Annotated in this window: 13 protein-coding genes; 7 read left to right on the forward strand and 6 right to left on the reverse strand. The window is 43.5% G+C overall.

Annotation, left to right across the window (positions count from 1 at the left end; all coding sequences use genetic code 11):
- Positions 1–276 precede the first annotated feature (276 nt).
- Positions 277–1473, reverse strand: coding sequence for an amino acid aminotransferase (locus tag ACH0AB_RS05790; RefSeq protein WP_076776244.1), 1197 nt, complete (start codon positions 1471–1473; stop codon positions 277–279).
- A 348-nt stretch (positions 1474–1821) separates the two neighbouring features.
- On the opposite strand from ACH0AB_RS05790, the gene ACH0AB_RS05795 reads away from it, so the two are divergent.
- The 3 genes from ACH0AB_RS05795 (at position 1822) to ACH0AB_RS05805 (ending at position 4704) form a co-directional block, all read left to right on the forward strand.
- Positions 1822–2370 carry a hypothetical protein gene (locus ACH0AB_RS05795; protein ID WP_406877535.1) on the forward strand — a complete coding sequence of 183 codons (549 nt, stop codon included), beginning with the start codon at positions 1822–1824 and terminating at the stop codon, positions 2368–2370.
- Positions 2371–2561: 191 nt separating this feature from the next.
- Positions 2562–3818: a putative DNA modification/repair radical SAM protein gene (locus tag ACH0AB_RS05800; RefSeq protein ID WP_406877536.1), complete on the forward strand. Its 1257-nt coding sequence runs from the start codon at positions 2562–2564 to the stop codon at positions 3816–3818.
- Between the two features lie 70 nt (positions 3819–3888).
- The gene (locus ACH0AB_RS05805) at positions 3889–4704 is read left to right on the forward strand and encodes a TIGR03915 family putative DNA repair protein (protein WP_406877537.1); all 816 of its coding nucleotides are present in this window, start codon (positions 3889–3891) and stop codon (positions 4702–4704) included.
- 93 nt (positions 4705–4797) lie between these two features.
- Here the strand turns inward: ACH0AB_RS05805 and ACH0AB_RS05810 are convergent, their stop codons facing one another.
- Entirely contained in the window at positions 4798–5928 is a 1131-nt protein-coding gene (locus tag ACH0AB_RS05810; protein WP_406877538.1) for an RluA family pseudouridine synthase, read from the reverse strand.
- A 174-nt stretch (positions 5929–6102) separates the two neighbouring features.
- Here ACH0AB_RS05810 and ACH0AB_RS05815 point away from each other — a divergent pair, with 174 nt between their 5' ends.
- On the forward strand, positions 6103–7185 hold the full coding sequence (locus tag ACH0AB_RS05815; protein ID WP_406877539.1) for an outer membrane protein assembly factor BamD: 1083 nt from the start codon (positions 6103–6105) through the stop codon (positions 7183–7185).
- 87 nt (positions 7186–7272) lie between these two features.
- Positions 7273–9483, forward strand: coding sequence for a DNA primase (locus tag ACH0AB_RS05820; RefSeq protein ID WP_406877540.1), 2211 nt, complete (start codon positions 7273–7275; stop codon positions 9481–9483).
- Between the two features lie 12 nt (positions 9484–9495).
- Here ACH0AB_RS05820 and ACH0AB_RS05825 read toward each other — a convergent pair whose 3' ends face one another.
- From ACH0AB_RS05825 to ACH0AB_RS05840, 4 genes are read right to left on the reverse strand one after another with little or no spacing between them, the layout of a single operon-like run.
- Positions 9496–10809 (reverse strand): ABC1 kinase family protein, encoded by a 1314-nt coding sequence (locus ACH0AB_RS05825; protein ID WP_406877541.1) that lies wholly within the window; start codon positions 10807–10809, stop codon positions 9496–9498.
- Positions 10810–10822: 13 nt separating this feature from the next.
- Positions 10823–11617: a HesA/MoeB/ThiF family protein gene (locus tag ACH0AB_RS05830; RefSeq protein ID WP_406877542.1), complete on the reverse strand. Its 795-nt coding sequence runs from the start codon at positions 11615–11617 to the stop codon at positions 10823–10825.
- Positions 11618–11672: 55 nt separating this feature from the next.
- On the reverse strand, positions 11673–12527 hold the full coding sequence (prmC, locus tag ACH0AB_RS05835; protein ID WP_406877543.1) for a peptide chain release factor N(5)-glutamine methyltransferase: 855 nt from the start codon (positions 12525–12527) through the stop codon (positions 11673–11675).
- Positions 12520–14118 (reverse strand): AmpG family muropeptide MFS transporter, encoded by a 1599-nt coding sequence (locus ACH0AB_RS05840; protein ID WP_406877544.1) that lies wholly within the window; start codon positions 14116–14118, stop codon positions 12520–12522. The genes prmC and ACH0AB_RS05840 overlap by 8 nt, the downstream gene beginning before the upstream one ends.
- A gap of 556 nt (positions 14119–14674) precedes the next feature.
- Here ACH0AB_RS05840 and ACH0AB_RS05845 point away from each other — a divergent pair.
- Together ACH0AB_RS05845 and ACH0AB_RS05850 are read left to right on the forward strand one after the other, a co-directional pair.
- Positions 14675–15601 (forward strand): LysR substrate-binding domain-containing protein, encoded by a 927-nt coding sequence (locus tag ACH0AB_RS05845; protein ID WP_062330529.1) that lies wholly within the window; start codon positions 14675–14677, stop codon positions 15599–15601.
- Positions 15602–15671: 70 nt separating this feature from the next.
- Entirely contained in the window at positions 15672–16673 is a 1002-nt protein-coding gene (locus ACH0AB_RS05850) for an LLM class flavin-dependent oxidoreductase (RefSeq protein ID WP_076776218.1), read from the forward strand.
- Positions 16674–16683 lie beyond the last annotated feature (10 nt).

Genomic DNA, 16683 nt, shown 5'->3' on the forward strand with positions numbered 1-16683 from the left:
AGCTCGTAATTTTGAGTCAATGATTTACCTCGCTTGCATCATTATTCATGTTAAAGTGAATTGAGGACACAGCCTAACAACCCTCAAAAATATTTCTACAATCTTACCAAAACGGGCTTAAATACTCCCCGCCCGGTTAATCATAAGTCATAAACCATCACTTATAAATCGTAAGCCATACGTCATAAAAAACCCCTAACAGGCGGTTAAGGGTTTTGATGATTTAAGCTATCTTAGTTTTTTAACAGGCTTATTTAATAAGCCCATGTAATACGCTTAGTCTTTCAACACTTCTGCCATGGCATTGGCCACATAGTCGATATTGCTAGCATTTAGACCGGCAACCGAGATACGACCATTAGCGACCATATAGATACCAAAATCTTTGATAATGCGCGCTACTTGCTCAGGGGTGAGACCAGTATAGCTGAACATACCGTTTTGCTTGGTGATATATTCAAAACTGCGACCGGGTAATTTGGCCTCTAGGCTGTCACGCAGTTTTTGGCGCATGTCTTTGATACGATCGCGCATCACATACACTTCTTGTACCCATTCATTGAATAACGCTTCGTCATTCATCACGATATCAACCACGTGACCGCCATGCGAAGGTGGGCTTGAGTAAATGCGGCGGATATTGAACTGCAATTGACCTTGCACCGCTTTGGCTTGTGCTTCGTCTTTACACACCACAGATAAACCGCCAACGCGTTCACCATACAGTGATAGATTTTTTGAGAATGAGTTACTGACAAAGAACAACAAGCCCATGTCCACTGCTTTGCGAATCGCATAGACATCTGCATCCATGTCTTCACCAAAGCCTTGATAGGCAATATCCATAAAGGCAAGCAAGTTTTTCGCTTTGACCACTTCAAGCACTTTATCCCATTGCGCTTGGGTCAAATCAACGCCCGTTGGGTTATGACAACAGGGATGCAGCAACACCACATCATGGGCTTGCAAGGTGTTTAGAAAAGCAATCAGCTCATCAAATTTGATGCCATTGGTCGCTGCATCATAGTAAGGATATTTGCCCACCGCAAAACCAGACCCTTCAAAGATACCAATATGGTTCGCCCACGTTGGGTCAGACACATAGCATTTGGCTTGTGGAAACCAAGCATGAATAAAATCAGCCCCGACTTTGAGCGCGCCTGAACCACCGATGGTTGCTGTGGTTGCCACACGTTTATCTTTTAATACTTGTGCGTCTTTACCAAACAATAGGTTTTGGCAAGCGGCGCGATAACCTGGCAGACCGTCCATTGGCAAATAGGGACGTGGTTTTGGTGGATTAGCGATTTGTGCTTCAGCTTTTTGCACACAGTTGAGGACGGGTAATTTACCGTCATTATCAAAATATACACCCACACCCAAATTAACTTTGTCGGCACGTGGGTCTTGTTTATGCTTGTCCATCAACCCCAAAATCGGGTCACCCGCATACGGTTCTACATGTGAAAACATGAATAGCTCCTACATTTAATTGATAAGTTTGACTGCTAAAAAATTTACGCTAACGTGGCATTGCCCAAATATTCAATGTCAACGGATAAGGATAAACCTTGTAACCCAATAAAACAACCGTCACGCCTATTTTTTTGCTTGTCTAAGCGCTTTACCTGACAAAGTTTTAAGCCTATCAAAGTGTCCTGTTCAATGGGTTAATTGACCCATGCAGTTACATTTTTTCACAGCAGTTATCGCATAAATTGCAAATTTTGCGTGTTATTTACATTTATAACTTATATTTCTTTCAACAATATGCGCATAATAATTTCATCAATTCCGTGTGTATTTTTGAGGAAACACAACATGATGATGACCGCTATAAAAAAATCTCAAATCGTTGCCGCGACAGTTGCGGTGATTGCCATGAGTGCCGTGGCAACGCCCAGTCATGCGCGCACCGTTAAAGCCGCCGCCAAAAAAACTACAACAGTAACCACGACCCGCATCGCACCAAAAACCACAACGATTGTCAATCAACATATCGATGGCACTAGCGATACCGTGATGGTTCGCCCTAATGGATTTACCATCGTTGACGGTATGCCATTTTACCCGACACAAATTGTCACCACGCCGACTTATCGCACTGTCTCTACGCCTGTCGTCACTACCACAGCCCCTGTGTTAACAACAGCACCTAGTACGACTGTAATATCAACATCGAATGTCAATACTACTACCCCAGTAACGGTACAAACAGGCTCAGGCGCGACAGTGACCGTGTCAAAACCTGCTACGGTTGTTTCTACCACTACGACAACCCCCGTATTGCTACCGGCATCAACGCCTGCGGTAGCGACAATGACCACCATGCCTGTCACGACCGCACCGGCTATTATCGTGAATCCGTAATTCGTAATTCGTAATTCGTAGACACTAATTAGTTAATCTACCAAAAGCAAGACGACAACGTGTGACGTCTTGCTTTTTTTTAACCGTATTTTTAGCCGCTGATAAGGTAAAATACTCATCTTAAGTTTAATTTTGCAACCTATTTTTTATGTTTTTATCCGCTGATATATGAGATATGCAAGGTTTACGCGATGAATTATGAAAGATTGCAAGACAAATTAGCCATCTTAGCCGATGCTGCCAAATATGATGTTTCCTGTTCATCAAGTGGTAGCAAACGTGACAATCATAACAAAGGAATCGGTACGGCTAACTCGGGTATTTGTCATAGCTATACCGAAGATGGCCGCTGTGTTTCCTTATTAAAAATATTGTTTACCAATCATTGTATTTACGATTGCGCCTATTGCACTTCAAGGCGCAGTCACGATACGCCGCGCGCAGCTTTTACTGTCGAAGAAGTGGTTGATTTGACCATGCAGTTTTATCGGCGCAACTATATTGAAGGCTTGTTTTTAAGCTCAGGGATTTTTAAATCGCCCGACTACACCATGGAGCGATTGGTTCGTGTCGCCAAAACCTTGCGCCTTGCGCACAAATTCAATGGCTATATTCATCTAAAAACTATTCCCGGTGCGTCTGCTGAGCTGATGCAGGAAGCAGGATTGTATGCCGATCGCTTAAGCGTCAATATGGAAATCCCCACCAAATCAGGCTTGGCATTGCTCGCACCTGAAAAAAACCATGACGATATGAAAGCCCCAATGAAAGTGGTGCAAGAACAAATCGTGGTGTTTAAAGACAGTAAAAAACAACACAAACATACCCCAAAATTTACCCCAGCGGGTCAAAGTACCCAGCTGATTGTGGGCGCAGCGCAAGAGACCGACTTACAAATCATCCGTTTATCGAGCCATTTTTATCAAGAATATGACCTAAAACGGGTGTACTATTCAGGGTATGTGCCTATGCTCAGTGACAATCGCTTGCCCGCCATGGGCACCCCTGTGCCGATGGTGCGAGAAAATCGCTTGTACCAAGCGGATTGGTTAATGCGTTTTTATGGATTTGAAGCAGAAGAAATTCTACCCGATGACCATCCGTTTTTGGATTTGGACTGTGACCCCAAATTGGCTTGGGCGATTCGTAATAAGTCACATTTCCCCGTCAATATCCAAACTGCGCCTTACAAAATGATTGTGCGTATTCCTGGTATTGGCACACGAACCGCCAAAAAAATTGTTCAGGCACGAAAATTTTCAACTTTGACGCTTGATCATCTCAAGCAAATGGGCGCTGCCGTGAACCGTGCCAAATACTTTATCGCACTCAAAGGTCGCAATGAGCATTTAAGTCATTTAACGCAGGATAATTTTCGCGATTATGTACTGGCGCAGACCCAAACCAAATTCAAAGCCGAGCGGCATGGTCAATTGGCGTTGTTTTAGCATTATTGTTTTAACATTACATTTTTAAAATCAAAGTTTTAAAGTCCACTGTGCAAAAGGTCAATCATTTATGGATTTAGTGACGGCTGAGACCCCCATTTTAATCTTTGATGGCAGCTTTGAAGGGTGGCTCACGTGTGTGTTCACCATTTTTGAGAATGGTTGGCAGCACACCCCGATTGTGACCATTCAAGCCGAGCATGAAGTGGTGCCCAATTTTTGGCAAGCCACTGTCACCGTCGCGACCGATGAAGCCAAAACCTTACGGGTGAGTGATAAATTAGAACGCGTCTTTGGCAAAAACGGTATGCGGCAACTGCTGTGGGGCTTTTTATCAGAATCGCCTACGGTGTATAGTCATCTGTTTGGTGTGGTACGGTTTCAACTGTCCAATCCCAACCTTGATGTGTGGGAGAATTATACCCATGCGGATGTGATGGCAGTGAGCAAGCTTATCAAAATGGTCGGGCGTGAGCGCCACCGTATGCAGGCGTTTGTGCGATTTGAACAAATGCAAATGCCAGACACTGACAAACCGGTATATTTTGCGCGCGTTGAGCCCGATTTTAATGTATTACCCATTTTGCATCAGCATTTTAAAGAACGCTATGCCGATCAGACTTGGGCGATTTATGATGTCAAACGCGGGTTTGGTATTTATTACGCTCACGATGATCCCAGCGAACAAGTCCATATCATCTTTGATGTAGATGATGAAGCGCTACTGCATCCGCAGCAGTTTTATAGCGAGGCAGAACAACAATACCAGACGCTTTGGCAAAAATATTTTACTCACGTGACCATCAAAGAGCGGTTAAATCGCAAGCTACATATTCAGTATTTGCCAAAACGCTATTGGAAATATTTGACAGAAAAAATGGGTTAATAGCCGGGCGTACCTTAATCGCCCGCTAACACGCCTCAATAACACTTCATTTATTTAATAAAAGTCGTATAACGGTAAAAAGTTATGGCTTTGTTAGGGCTTTAGGGTGTCGAGTAATTTTTGCATGTCTTCGGGCAGGCGTGCTTGCACTTTAATAGGCTCGCCTGTTTTTGGGTGGATAAAGCCAAGCTCATAAGCATGTAGTGCCTGACGCTGGAACTGTTGCACGATGTGTTTTTGGTCGTCATGCAAAGTTTTTAACAATATCGCATTTTTACGAGCTGCACCATAGAGCGGATCTCCGAGCAACGGAAAACCCAAGTTTGATAAGTGTACACGGATTTGGTGGGTACGCCCTGTTTCAAGGCGGACGCTGACCAATGAGACAGCGTCGCTTATCGCTGTGATTTTCTCAAGATGGGTGACAGCGGGTTTGCCACTACCCACCACCGCCATTTTAGTGCGCTGGGTCGGATGGCGACCAATGGGGGCGTCAATGGTGCGATGGCGGGCAAGCTCAGCCGCGGACGCTAACACAATCGCTTGATAAAGCCGGTACACGGATTTGTCTTTAAGCTGATTAATTAGATGCAGTTGGCTTTGACTGTCTTTAGCAATCACCATTAAACCCGATGTTTCTTTATCGATGCGATGTACCAATCCTGCTCTAGGTAGCGTGCGGCTGTCAGGATAATGAAAAAGCAGCGCGTTGACTAGCGTACCCGACCCATTGCCTGCGCCAGGATGGACGACCAAGCCTACTGGCTTATTGATGACCAGCACCGCCTCATCTTCATACAAGATATCAAGTGGGATATTCTCGGGCAAATCTTGCTGCTGAGCAGTCAAACTCGCTTTAAGCATCAACATATCGTTGGGCTTAAGACGATATTTGGGTTTTTGCGCTGCGCCATTTACGGTTAGTTCGCCTGACTCAAGCCAGTTTTTGATTTGCTCACGCGAATAATCGCTAAACATCAAGGCAGCAATTTTATCAATGCGCTCCCCTATTTGCTCAGAGTTGACTATATAATTTTGGACAATTTGATGACTGCCAGCGTCGTGGGTATGTAGGTTTTGAGTGCTTGGCTGTGGTTGTGACAGGTTTTCCCATTCTTCTTCGAGTTGATTGGTGTTGTTTTGAGTCATAGATTCAGTCGTAGATTCAATGTTTGATTCGATTGGATTTAAGTTGCTCGGATGTGAGGCGATTGGCGTGGTCATAAACATATCAGACTTAGGGTATATGGATTTGCAAAATTAATATGCGCGGATAGGTCACAAAGTATAACGTTTCGTGATAGACTTAGTGAAATTTTTAATACAATATTTTGCATTCAGTTTTGAACAATAAGTATTATGATGGGCAAATATTTTTGCAATAGATTTGAGGTTCGTATGCATCATCTTTCCAAAGTTGTGGGTGTCACCGCAATTACTCTGGCTTTGACCACTTTATCTGGCTGTCAAACGCTAAAAAATTCAAAATTGTTGGGTGGCAAAGACGAAGTCGTCGCGACCAAAGCTGAAAAAAGCGAACAAGGCTACTACCAAGCAGCGTCTGACAACATCAAAAAAGGCAACCTTGCTAAAGCGATTAGCCAGTTAAACGATTTGCGGACTTTCTATCCTGTGGGTGATTACAGCGAGCAAGCATTACTTGACTTAATGTACGCGCAGTACCAGCATGGTGACTATTTGGATGCCATTGCCAGTGCTGATCGTTTTATTCAGTCTTACCCATCCAACCCGCAAGTTGACTATGCTTACTATGTTCGCGGTATCTCAAATATGCAGGCAGCATCAGGCGGCGTGATGAAATACACCAAGCTCAATCCTGCACACCGTGATATGGGCTATTCGCGCATTGCGTTTAATAATTTTCAGCAATTGATTAATCGCTTCCCCAATAGTGCCTATGCCCCAGACGCTGCGCTACGTATGCGTTATATTTATAACCAATTGTCAGAAAGTGAGATGGATGTAGCGCGCTGGTATATTAAACGCAAAGCCTATGTGGCAGCCGCCAACCGTGCTAAATGGGTATTTCAGTACTATCCACAAAGCGAAGCGATTCCAGAGTCTATTGCAACCATCGCCTATAGCTATGACAAATTGGGAATGACCGACACCGCCAATCAATATAAACAACTACTTCGTATCAACTATCCTGGTCTGATTGATGCGCGTGGCAACGTCAAACTTGATAATACCCGTACCGGTTCAAATTGGTTAAATAAAGCCACATTGGGCGTGCTGGGTCAAAGTTCAAAAAATGCTGCTGTTCAAGGGCTAGCCCAGCAGTCGGGTCAATACTCAGGCAACACCAAGCCACAAGTGATTCAGACTTCAATTCAGCAAGCTGCTGCAATGCGCCTGCCAAGTCCGGCTACCACGGCAAATGATGAAACGCCAACCAGACCACGTGAGACGACAATTGGTTTGGGTCTACCACCTGACAATACCAGTCAAGTCAAATAATCTATAAACCCTGTTAACATTAGCTAGGTTTATCCTAGCTATTTTTTTTCAATCAGCTAATTTTTAACTGGAAATGCGCTTTTTACCATGAGTAACAATGCCATCATTGATCAAATCATTGCTAATGCCGATATCGTCAAGATTATTGGCAAGCATGTGGAGCTCAAACGTTCGGGCAATGAATTCAAAGGCTGTTGCCCTTTTCATGGAGAAAAAACGCCCTCATTTTTTGTCAATCCGCAAAAAGGGCTATATAACTGTTTTGGCTGTGGTGTCGCTGGCAATGCGCTCACCTTTTTAAAAGAGTATGAAAACCTCACCGCGGGTGAAGCGCTCAAAGAATTATCCCGTCAAACGGGGATTGAGCTGCCCAAAGAACCTATTAATAAATCACACACCTATAAAAAAACACCCGTTGCACCTAAACCTGCTGTAGCGCAAGCAAGGGCATCATCTCATCAAAGTCCCGCTCAAGCCCTCTCTGACTCAGATGTTGCCGAGTGTCCGGCTATTACCAATACAGAGGCTTTGTGGATAGACGCTTTTGATGACTTTCAAACGTCTGATAACTTAGCTGCCAGCTTCATCCCTTTTAGCGAGTATGACGACGCAAGCGTTGGCGGGTTTTCACCTTTTGATGACATGGGCAATAACAGCCTACAGGATAGTTCATCAAGTTTATACGACTTACTGACCCAAATCTGCCAGTTTTATCAGCATCAATTACAGCAAAATAGCTTTGCCCAACATTATTTGCTCAAACGTGGATTGACGCCGCATACTATCGAAGAATTTGCCTTAGGTTTCGCCCCAAACGGTTGGCAACATCTTGAAGAAGCCTTCCCCCAAGATATCGAAGGTTTAAAAATCTTGGGATTGGTGCGCACTTCGCAAAATGGGCGTGATTTTGATTTGCTGCGCAATCGGGTGATTTTCCCCATCCGCGACCAACAAGGGCGCGTGATCGGCTTTGCCGGTCGCACCCTATCCGATGATGAGCAGCCCAAGTATATCAACTCTTCAGATTCACCTGTATTTCATAAACAAGCCGTGTTATATGGTCTTTTTGAAGGTCGCAAGGCCAAAGCCAAAGACTGGCTGGTGGTTGAAGGTTATATGGATGTCATAAGCCTTCATCAAGCGGGCGTGTATGGTGCAGTTGCCTCCATGGGAACAGCGCTGGCGCAATCACAAATCGAAAGATTACTGCAATTTAATCCCAGACTTACTTTAAGTTTTGATGGCGATAGTGCAGGACAAAAAGCCGCTTGGCGTGCTATGGAAGTTGGGTTGCCTGCCCTTACTGATGGCAAGGAATTACACTTTTTGACACTGCCAGATAATCATGACCCGGATAGTTATGTCAAAGCGCATGGTTTGTTAGCGATGCAGCAACAAATCGCCCAAGCGGTTCCCCTATCAGCGTATTTGTATTCAAGTCTGACGCGTCAATATCCTACCAATACCCCTGAAAATCGCAGCAAGATTTTGCAGCAACTCTCTGCGCTGACCCAAAAACTGCCAAAAGGCAGTTATGGCTGGTTGCTACGTGAAGACATCAAGAACAAAATGGGATTGGGGCGAAAAAACCAAGCACGGCAAGCGCAAGATGCCCTGCTCAATTTTGATAGCGAATTGACGGTACAACTGCATCTGCAGCTGTGTTTTTTGTTTCAACCAGAGCTGTTAGGCAATCTGGAAAATAACCGTATTAGCCAGTCTGTTATCCGCGATATTTATCAGCGCAGCGAAGCGGCTAATGTTTTTAAACCGAAACACCCCTCTACCAAACCGACAGCCCCGATTCGATTGGACGAAAATTCAACCGGTGACACTGGTGTTATCACGGATATCATCATGGATGCGATGAATGCGCCCTGCAAAAACTATGATGAAAGTTGCTGCCTAACTTGGCAAGCCATTGCCGATGAAGAATTATTGAAGTTGATTAGTTGGATTCAAACCATTCAATCAAGATTGCAGGATTTTGATAACCCAAACTGGTCAACTTACGAGCGAATCAATGCCAAAGCACATTTTATACTGGCGTGTTTGACATCAGAGCAGCAAAACAAACTTATCAAACATTGGGCGCGGTTTTTTAAAGAGCTCAGTCAGCGCAATATTGATGATATCTCAGACCTGGTGACAGAGTTGGTGGTTCAGCTGATGTTAGAAAGCCTACAGCGCGAACAAAAAACCCTAAAAGCAGACTTAAAGGCGCTGAGCCTATGTATCAAACACCACCAAGCGATTTTAACTTGGCTTAGAACATGGCTACAGCGTAAAGAGGATTAATTCATCGCGTGTTTATGCCATTTTAATCCGCGCATCATGAAACATATCCATCTCAGGGGCGAGTACTTTCATAAAACGGTCAAAATATAACAGTTGTTTGGTGAGTAGCGCAAAATCTCTTGGGAAGTGAATACCATGGCGTTTACCGACTTCCACCATTTCAAGCAACATTTGGTTGATTTCATCAGTATGATCTTTCAAGCGGTTTGGCATGGTTTGGTCAATGGTTTTTCCCATAAACAAACTATCATCTGCCAAGATTTTTTTCATCACTGATTCAAGATCTTGGGCAAGGACATCGACATTGACTTGCTCTCGCACATGGGTCATATCCATTTCAACCATATAATGCGCCATGCAGCGATAGTCTTCTTTAGCAAAACTATCCATCATCCCCATACTGGCCTGCCAGGCTTTGGGTTCAAGTTTACCTACAATCCCAAAATCAATAAAGCCAATACGACCATCGGTCAACAACATCAAATTGCCTGCATGCAAATCGGCATGAAAACTATTGCACAGCATCAAGCTAGAAAACCACGTATTTAAAGTATCTGTCATCACCTGTGCGGGGTATTTGCAGTATTGACGCATGGCAGCATCATCAATCATCGAAACCCCAAAAAACCGTGTCATGACAAGTACTTTTTTGGTACTGATATCATGATAGACATCGGGTGCGACTACTTTCTGATTGTCGGTTTTTTTCAAAAAATCTTGGAAATCATCAATGTTTTTGGCTTCTTGTAAGAAGTCCGTTTCTGCTGCCATACGCAAACGGATTTCATCAATAATGGGTGAAATACTGGCAAATTTTAGCGATGGTGCAATACTGTCAATCAGTTTAGTTACCCCAACCATCATGCCTAAATCGGTTTGAATAATGGTATCTACTTCAGGTTTTTGCACTTTTAACACCACATTATCGCCATTTTTTAAAATAGCACTGTGGACTTGGGCGATGGATGCAGAGGCTAGCGGTTTGACCTCAATACTTTGAAAAATATCTTCCAATGTCTGTCCATCTTTTTCCAGTTCCTCTCTTAAGACGCCTTCAATATAGCTATAAGGCATGGGCGTGGTTTGATCCAGACAGCCTTGAAATACTGTCACATATTCGCGGGGAAAGATGGACGGGGTACTGGCAATAAACTGACCGATTTTGATATAGGTAGTACCCAACGCTTCAAAGCTTTGGCGCAGCAGCGTTGGGGTCATTTTTTCACCTTGGGTGATGCGCAGCCCTGCTTTGCCAGCCACGGTTGCCGTCTTCCCGACCCGCTGAATGACATTTAAGGATTTTTTCAAAAAGTGATTTTTTTGCATGATTAACTCTAGTTTACATTACGTCTGTGATAGCGGATGGTTGGCTACAAATCTCGCAGTTCGCGTCTTTACGATAGTGAAGTTTTTTAAGATTCATGGTTTTGCCGTTCCATAGCAATAACGTTTGCGCTATAGGATTGATACCGAGTCCCAAAAAACTCAAAGCCGCTTGGGCTTGAAGGTTGCCGATGATTTGGGTGGTACTGGCAAGCACACCGCTAGTGGCACAATTTCGCTCGTCATCCCCTGCCCCTTGAAACAAGCAATGATAGCAACCTTGCTGCGGCGCAAATAATGCCAGTTGCCCGGTTTGTGCAATGGCTGAGGCTGATAATAATGACAAATTTGACTTGACAGCGATGGTATTAATAAGGTCTCGCGTTTTGAAGTTATCGGTACAATCACAGATTATTCTGCTTAGGCTATTTATTTTCGCTTGTTCAACCATTTGTTGATAATTATCTGCTGTTAAACGTGCTTGTATGGCGATAACATCACAAAATGCATTGATTTGATTTAATTTAGCCTTGGCTACCAGCGCTTTAGATTGACCGATATCGTTAGGGGTAAACAACGACTGCCGCTGTAGATTGCTCTCATCAATCGTATCATCGTCAATAATAAGCATCTTGCCAATACCAGCACGGCACAAGGTTTCTGCAAGTGGGCAGCCTAGCCCGCCCATGCCAATAATAATCGCACAGCTATTTTTTAGCCGCGTTTGTGCTTCTATATCCCACCCTTCTAGCAATATTTGGCGGGCATAGCGTAGCATTTCTGCATCGGTTAATTCTGTTTGTTTTGACATAGTAGTTAAATTTCACATATTTACTTAGGCTATTTTAGCCCATTAATTTAGTACACTAATTTAGTACACCTAGCGTTACCCGTTCATTGTCCCCATAGTCTTTGACGGTGATTACATCGCCAAAGCCATGTGACAAAAACACGCCCCTAACCTGTTCACCCTGATCATACCCATGTTCAATCGCTAATAAGCCATGAGGCTGTAAAAATTGTGGTGCAGTTTTGACAATATGACAGATGTCCGCCATGCCCTTATTATCCGCGATTAGCGCGCTAATGGGTTCATCGGTTAAACCTGCCAAGTGGGGATCGTTGGGATCGATATAAGGTGGATTAGACACGATGATATCAAATTTGTTGTTTTCATCTGCATGGGCTGTCATAAAGGGTTCATACCAACTGCCTTCAAAAAACGCGATATTACTAACCCCTATTTTTTTAGCATTTTGTGCTGCCATCTTCAGTGCATCAAGCGACTTGTCTACTGCTTTAACGGAGGAATTTTTAAATTCCTCTGCCAGCGTGATGGCAATACAACCTGACCCCGTGCCTAAATCTAAAATATTCATTGGTTTGCTTAGGCTATTTTTATGGTGATTAAGCACTGCTTCTATCAACCTCTCGGTATCAGGACGCGGTATTAAAGTATGCTCATTGACTAAAAACTCATGCTGCCAAAAACTTTGTTTACCTAGTACATAAGCGAATGGTTTACCGGCTATCAACTCATCAAGCGCAGCAAAATATTGAGTGGCTATTGCTGCAGTTACCATTTCGCCATCATGGGTAATAAGATAAGTTTGCCCTACATGAAGATACTCACCCAGCAACTGTTTGCGGATATATTTTTCAACTCTGCTTGGCACAGCCAACAATGATTGAATAGTGTAAGATGACATTGGGTTATTCATGGGTGATGTTATCGCCTCTTGGCGCATCTTGGCTCATCACATGCTTATCTACCATATAAATCAACAACAGCACAGGAATCCCAATCAATGCAGTAAAAGTGAAAAAAGCAGGATACCCCATGGTTTCTACCATCGCACCCGAGTAGCCACCCAAAATTTTTGGTGTTAACGTCATCAATGAACTAAGCAGTGCATACTGTACCATGCTAAAACGAATATTGGTCAATACCGATAAAAAGGCGACGAAAATAGCACTTGCTAGACCTGATGCGAGGTTATCAAACATCACCGCCGAGTACATATAAAAAAAATCATGTCCCTTGCCCGCCAAAATCACAAACAATAAATTACTGGCTGACGCTAAAATCGCACCAATCAACATAGCATTCATGATTTTAAAACGCTCAGCAAGCAAGCCGCCTAGAATACCCCCTACAATTGACATCCCCATCCCAAAGGTTTTGACCGCCAAGGCGATATCGGTTTTGCTAAAGCCCAAATTGACATAAAACAAGTTTGACGTCGTACCTGCCACAATATCTGAAATACGATACAAGCCTATCAATAAAATCAGCCATACGGCTTTTTTACCATAACGAATGAAAAAGTCTTGAATCGGTGCGACCCACATGTCAACCGCGACTTGCTTTTTGATGATTTTGGCTTTTAATAACACCAAAGCGGTGCCAATGGCGATAACCACAGCGCCAATAAATTTAATACTCTCATAAACAAAGCCCAAAAATTTTGACTCAGTCGCTGGAAGCACATGACCGATGACAATAAAACTGGCAATCAGCGCAATCACTGAAATTAAAAATAGTAAAAACAGTTGAAAATAATCCGACATCGGGCGTTCATGCTGCTCACGGGTGACGGTGGGTTCTTTAATCAAAAGGGTGGTAACAACCCCTATTAGCATCAAAGATGACATAATATAATAGGTTTGTTGCCAAGCAGCGTAGTTGTAAGTGGCTTTGGTCGAGCCAAAATATTCTGCCAAGAACAGCGCCCCCGCCCCTGCAACAATCAGACCGATTCGGTAGCCTGCCATAAACATACCAGAGAGTACAGGCTGCATCGATTTTTCAGCAATTTCAATGCGATAGGCATCAATCACGATGTCTTGTGTCGCCGCTGAAAAACCTAACAACACGGCAAAAAATGCCATATAATCAAGTACAACATCACTGGTGGGATTAAAACTACCAAGCATAAAAATTGCAAAGGCAACCACAATTTGTGCCAAAGCTAGCCAACTACGGCGTTGTCCTAGCATTTTGGTTAACAATGGAATCGGCACGGCATTGACGAGGGGCGACCAAACAAACTTAAACGAGTACCCGAGCATCGCCCAACTAAACATGGTGATAATTTTGATATCAAACCCTGCTTCTTTGAGCCAAATTGATAAACTAGAAAATATCAATAAATAAGGCAACCCTGAAGAAAAACCCAATACCAACATCACCCAAGCGCGCTTGTCCATATAGGCTTTGATGGCTTCGCCCCAAGACTTTTTTGTGCCTGTTGAGCTTTCGCTTGGTAGCGCCGCTTTGTCGTTTGACACAGGTTGTTTTGATATTTCCATGTTACCTCTCACTCATCACGCACGATTTACCACAAAACTTCATTAAAATCTTGCTATTGTAGCGGTTTTCTAGGTGTATACAAACTAAAATTATTATGGCTGTCTGAAACGTTGATATCTGAAACAAAGTGGCACTGCAACTGAATCAATAACTGAGTCAATGTCTACAGACTTGTCATATTTCAATTTTTTAAATTTTAAGCCTATTAAATAAGCCTGACTTAAGCAGCTAGGTTTTGAACCTGCTATTTTATGGTAATATGCTATACTTGACACCCTGCGGTGACTTTTAACCTTTTTGTCAGTTGTTAGCTGTTGACGGCTTTGGGGCAAATTATGCAATAGCCGATTGCTATCTATCAGCAAAACAATGCCTATCATGTCACGGTACCTGATATTGAAAGCATATCTGTAATTGATAGTAGCATGGCAGGCGCGGTGTCTAACACAGATATGGCGGTAATGCCTAGTTTTGTTAATATTTAAGTTCAACCAAGCTCATAAAGCGAGCATTTTTATTTCGTTTTTTTATTCGTTTTTTTATTAAGGTCATTTTATGGCAATCAATGTTGTCATCAATCAACGTTATTTACAAATCCAACTTAAACAACTTGAAACCGTTTGGCAGACTGTGATTAATAATTACAATCTAAGCCAAGCTGCCAAAGTATTACACACCAGTCAATCCAGTCTTAGTAAGCATATTGCCGCGCTCGAAAGTCAGCTTCGAGCAGAAGTTTTTGTGCGGCAGGGTAAGCGATTGGTGGGTCTCTCTCCTATCGGGGAGCTGCTACTGCCGCATATTGAGAAAATCTTTGTGGAAGTAAGGTCGATTGAAAATTTAACTTTAGATTTTCAAAATCCCCATCAGGGTGAATTATCAATTGCCACGACCCATACCCAAGCACGTTATGTGTTGCCTTGGGTGGTACAGCGCTTTAAACAACAATTTCCCAATGTCCATCTGATTTTACATCAAGCTGACCCCGAGTCGATTGCCAATATGGTGGCACAAGGTCAAGCTGACATTGGCATCGCAACCGAATCACTGCTTGCGCACGATAATCTACACTGTATTCGCTATTATGATTGGTATCATCATGTTATTGTGCCAGTGGGACATGAGCTTGAGAGTCGCACTGAGATTGATATCCAAACCTTAGCGAAATATCCGATTATCACTTATCACGGCGGTTTTACGGGCCGTGGTGCGATTGATAGAGCCTTTAGCGCGGCACAGCTGACGCCTAATATTGTACTTACTGCTTTGGATGCCGATGTGATTAGTACCTATGTCGGTATTGGTATGGGCGTGGGCACGATTGCTGAAATGGCATTTGAAGGTCAGCATTATCGCAATCTTGTCAAAATTCCAACGAAAATTTTTGGAAAACATGTGACGTGGATAGCTACCCGTGTCGATGGCGATATCCGTAATTTTGGCAAAGCTTTCATTGATATTTGTCAGCAACAATTTGGGTGATTGATTTTTTTGGATTCGCCATTATAAAGGGACTACTATTCTTTTTATGATGACTACAGTGATGACAAAGATGACCAAACAAATCCCTATTTCATTTTTAGACCTTGTTCCTGTACCTGAAGGCAGTGACGCTAAAAACGCGCTTAAGCAAGCGGTGACTGTTGCCCAAACTGCCGAACAAGTAGGTTTTAACCGCTATTGGCTGGCTGAGCACCATAACATGCGCGGCATTGCCAGTACCGCAACCAGTGTGTTGCTAGCTCACATTGGCGCTCACACCTCAACCATACGGATTGGCTCAGGCGGTATCATGCTGCCTAACCATGCGCCGTTAGTGGTTGCAGAACAGTTTGGTACGTTAGCCACTTTGTATGGCGAACGTATCGATCTTGGCGTGGGCCGTGCCCCTGGGACGGATGGGGCAACCTTCCGTGCCTTGCGCCGCACCATGAATGATGCTGAAAACTTCCCGCAAGATGTGCAAGAGCTGATGCATTATTTTGACCCGCTCGATGGTCAGACAGTGACCGCCATGCCGGCTAATGGGTTAAATGTGCCTGTGTGGATTTTAGGTTCGTCCTTATTTGGCGCCAGTCTTGCTGCTGCATTAGGCTTGCCTTATGTATTTGCGTCTCATTTTGCCCCGCAGATGTTATCGCAAGCGGTGACATTGTACCGTGAGAATTTCAAGCCTTCCCGCTACTTGCAACAACCTTATGTGATGGTAGGAGGTAACTTGCTATTGGCCGATAGCGATGAGGAAGCCGCTTACCAATTCACCTCAGCGCAGCAAAGTTTTGTCCATTTGCGCCGTGGTAAACCTTCACAAATGCCAAAACCGATTGAGAATATTGATGCTTTTTGGACATCTGCAGAGAAATACATGGTTGAATCGTCATTAGCAATTTCGTTTGTCGGTACACCTGATAGTGTCAAACCAAAACTTGACCATTTTCTTGAGACTATCCGCCCTGATGAATTGATTGTCACTTGTAATATTTATGACCAACAAGCCCGCCTCAACTCATTATCTTTGGTGAAATCGCTTGATTTATTTAGCTTAAACAGCTAATCAAAACCAT

The organism is Moraxella sp. 179-F 1C4 NHS, assembly GCF_045370505.1.
GTDB classification, from domain to species: domain Bacteria; phylum Pseudomonadota; class Gammaproteobacteria; order Pseudomonadales; family Moraxellaceae; genus Faucicola; species Faucicola tetraodonis.

Bases quoted from the DNA above. Each gene is read 5' to 3' on its own strand.
- ACH0AB_RS05845 (WP_062330529.1), top strand. From the start codon at position 14,675: ATGGCAATCAATGTTGTCATCAATCAACGTTATTTACAAATCCAACTT.
- ACH0AB_RS05850 (WP_076776218.1), top strand. From the start codon at position 15,672: ATGACCAAACAAATCCCTATTTCATTTTTAGACCTTGTTCCTGTACCT.
- ACH0AB_RS05815 (WP_406877539.1), top strand. From the start codon at position 6,103: ATGCATCATCTTTCCAAAGTTGTGGGTGTCACCGCAATTACTCTGGCT.
- ACH0AB_RS05830 (WP_406877542.1), bottom strand. From the start codon at position 11,617: ATGTCAAAACAAACAGAATTAACCGATGCAGAAATGCTACGCTATGCC.
- ACH0AB_RS05825 (WP_406877541.1), bottom strand. From the start codon at position 10,809: ATGCAAAAAAATCACTTTTTGAAAAAATCCTTAAATGTCATTCAGCGG.
- prmC (WP_406877543.1), bottom strand. From the start codon at position 12,527: ATGAATAACCCAATGTCATCTTACACTATTCAATCATTGTTGGCTGTG.
- ACH0AB_RS05840 (WP_406877544.1), bottom strand. From the start codon at position 14,118: ATGGAAATATCAAAACAACCTGTGTCAAACGACAAAGCGGCGCTACCA.
- ACH0AB_RS05790 (WP_076776244.1), bottom strand. From the start codon at position 1,473: ATGTTTTCACATGTAGAACCGTATGCGGGTGACCCGATTTTGGGGTTG.
- ACH0AB_RS05810 (WP_406877538.1), bottom strand. From the start codon at position 5,928: ATGACCACGCCAATCGCCTCACATCCGAGCAACTTAAATCCAATCGAA.
- ACH0AB_RS05820 (WP_406877540.1), top strand. From the start codon at position 7,273: ATGAGTAACAATGCCATCATTGATCAAATCATTGCTAATGCCGATATC.
- ACH0AB_RS05805 (WP_406877537.1), top strand. From the start codon at position 3,889: ATGGATTTAGTGACGGCTGAGACCCCCATTTTAATCTTTGATGGCAGC.
- ACH0AB_RS05800 (WP_406877536.1), top strand. From the start codon at position 2,562: ATGAATTATGAAAGATTGCAAGACAAATTAGCCATCTTAGCCGATGCT.
- ACH0AB_RS05795 (WP_406877535.1), top strand. From the start codon at position 1,822: ATGATGATGACCGCTATAAAAAAATCTCAAATCGTTGCCGCGACAGTT.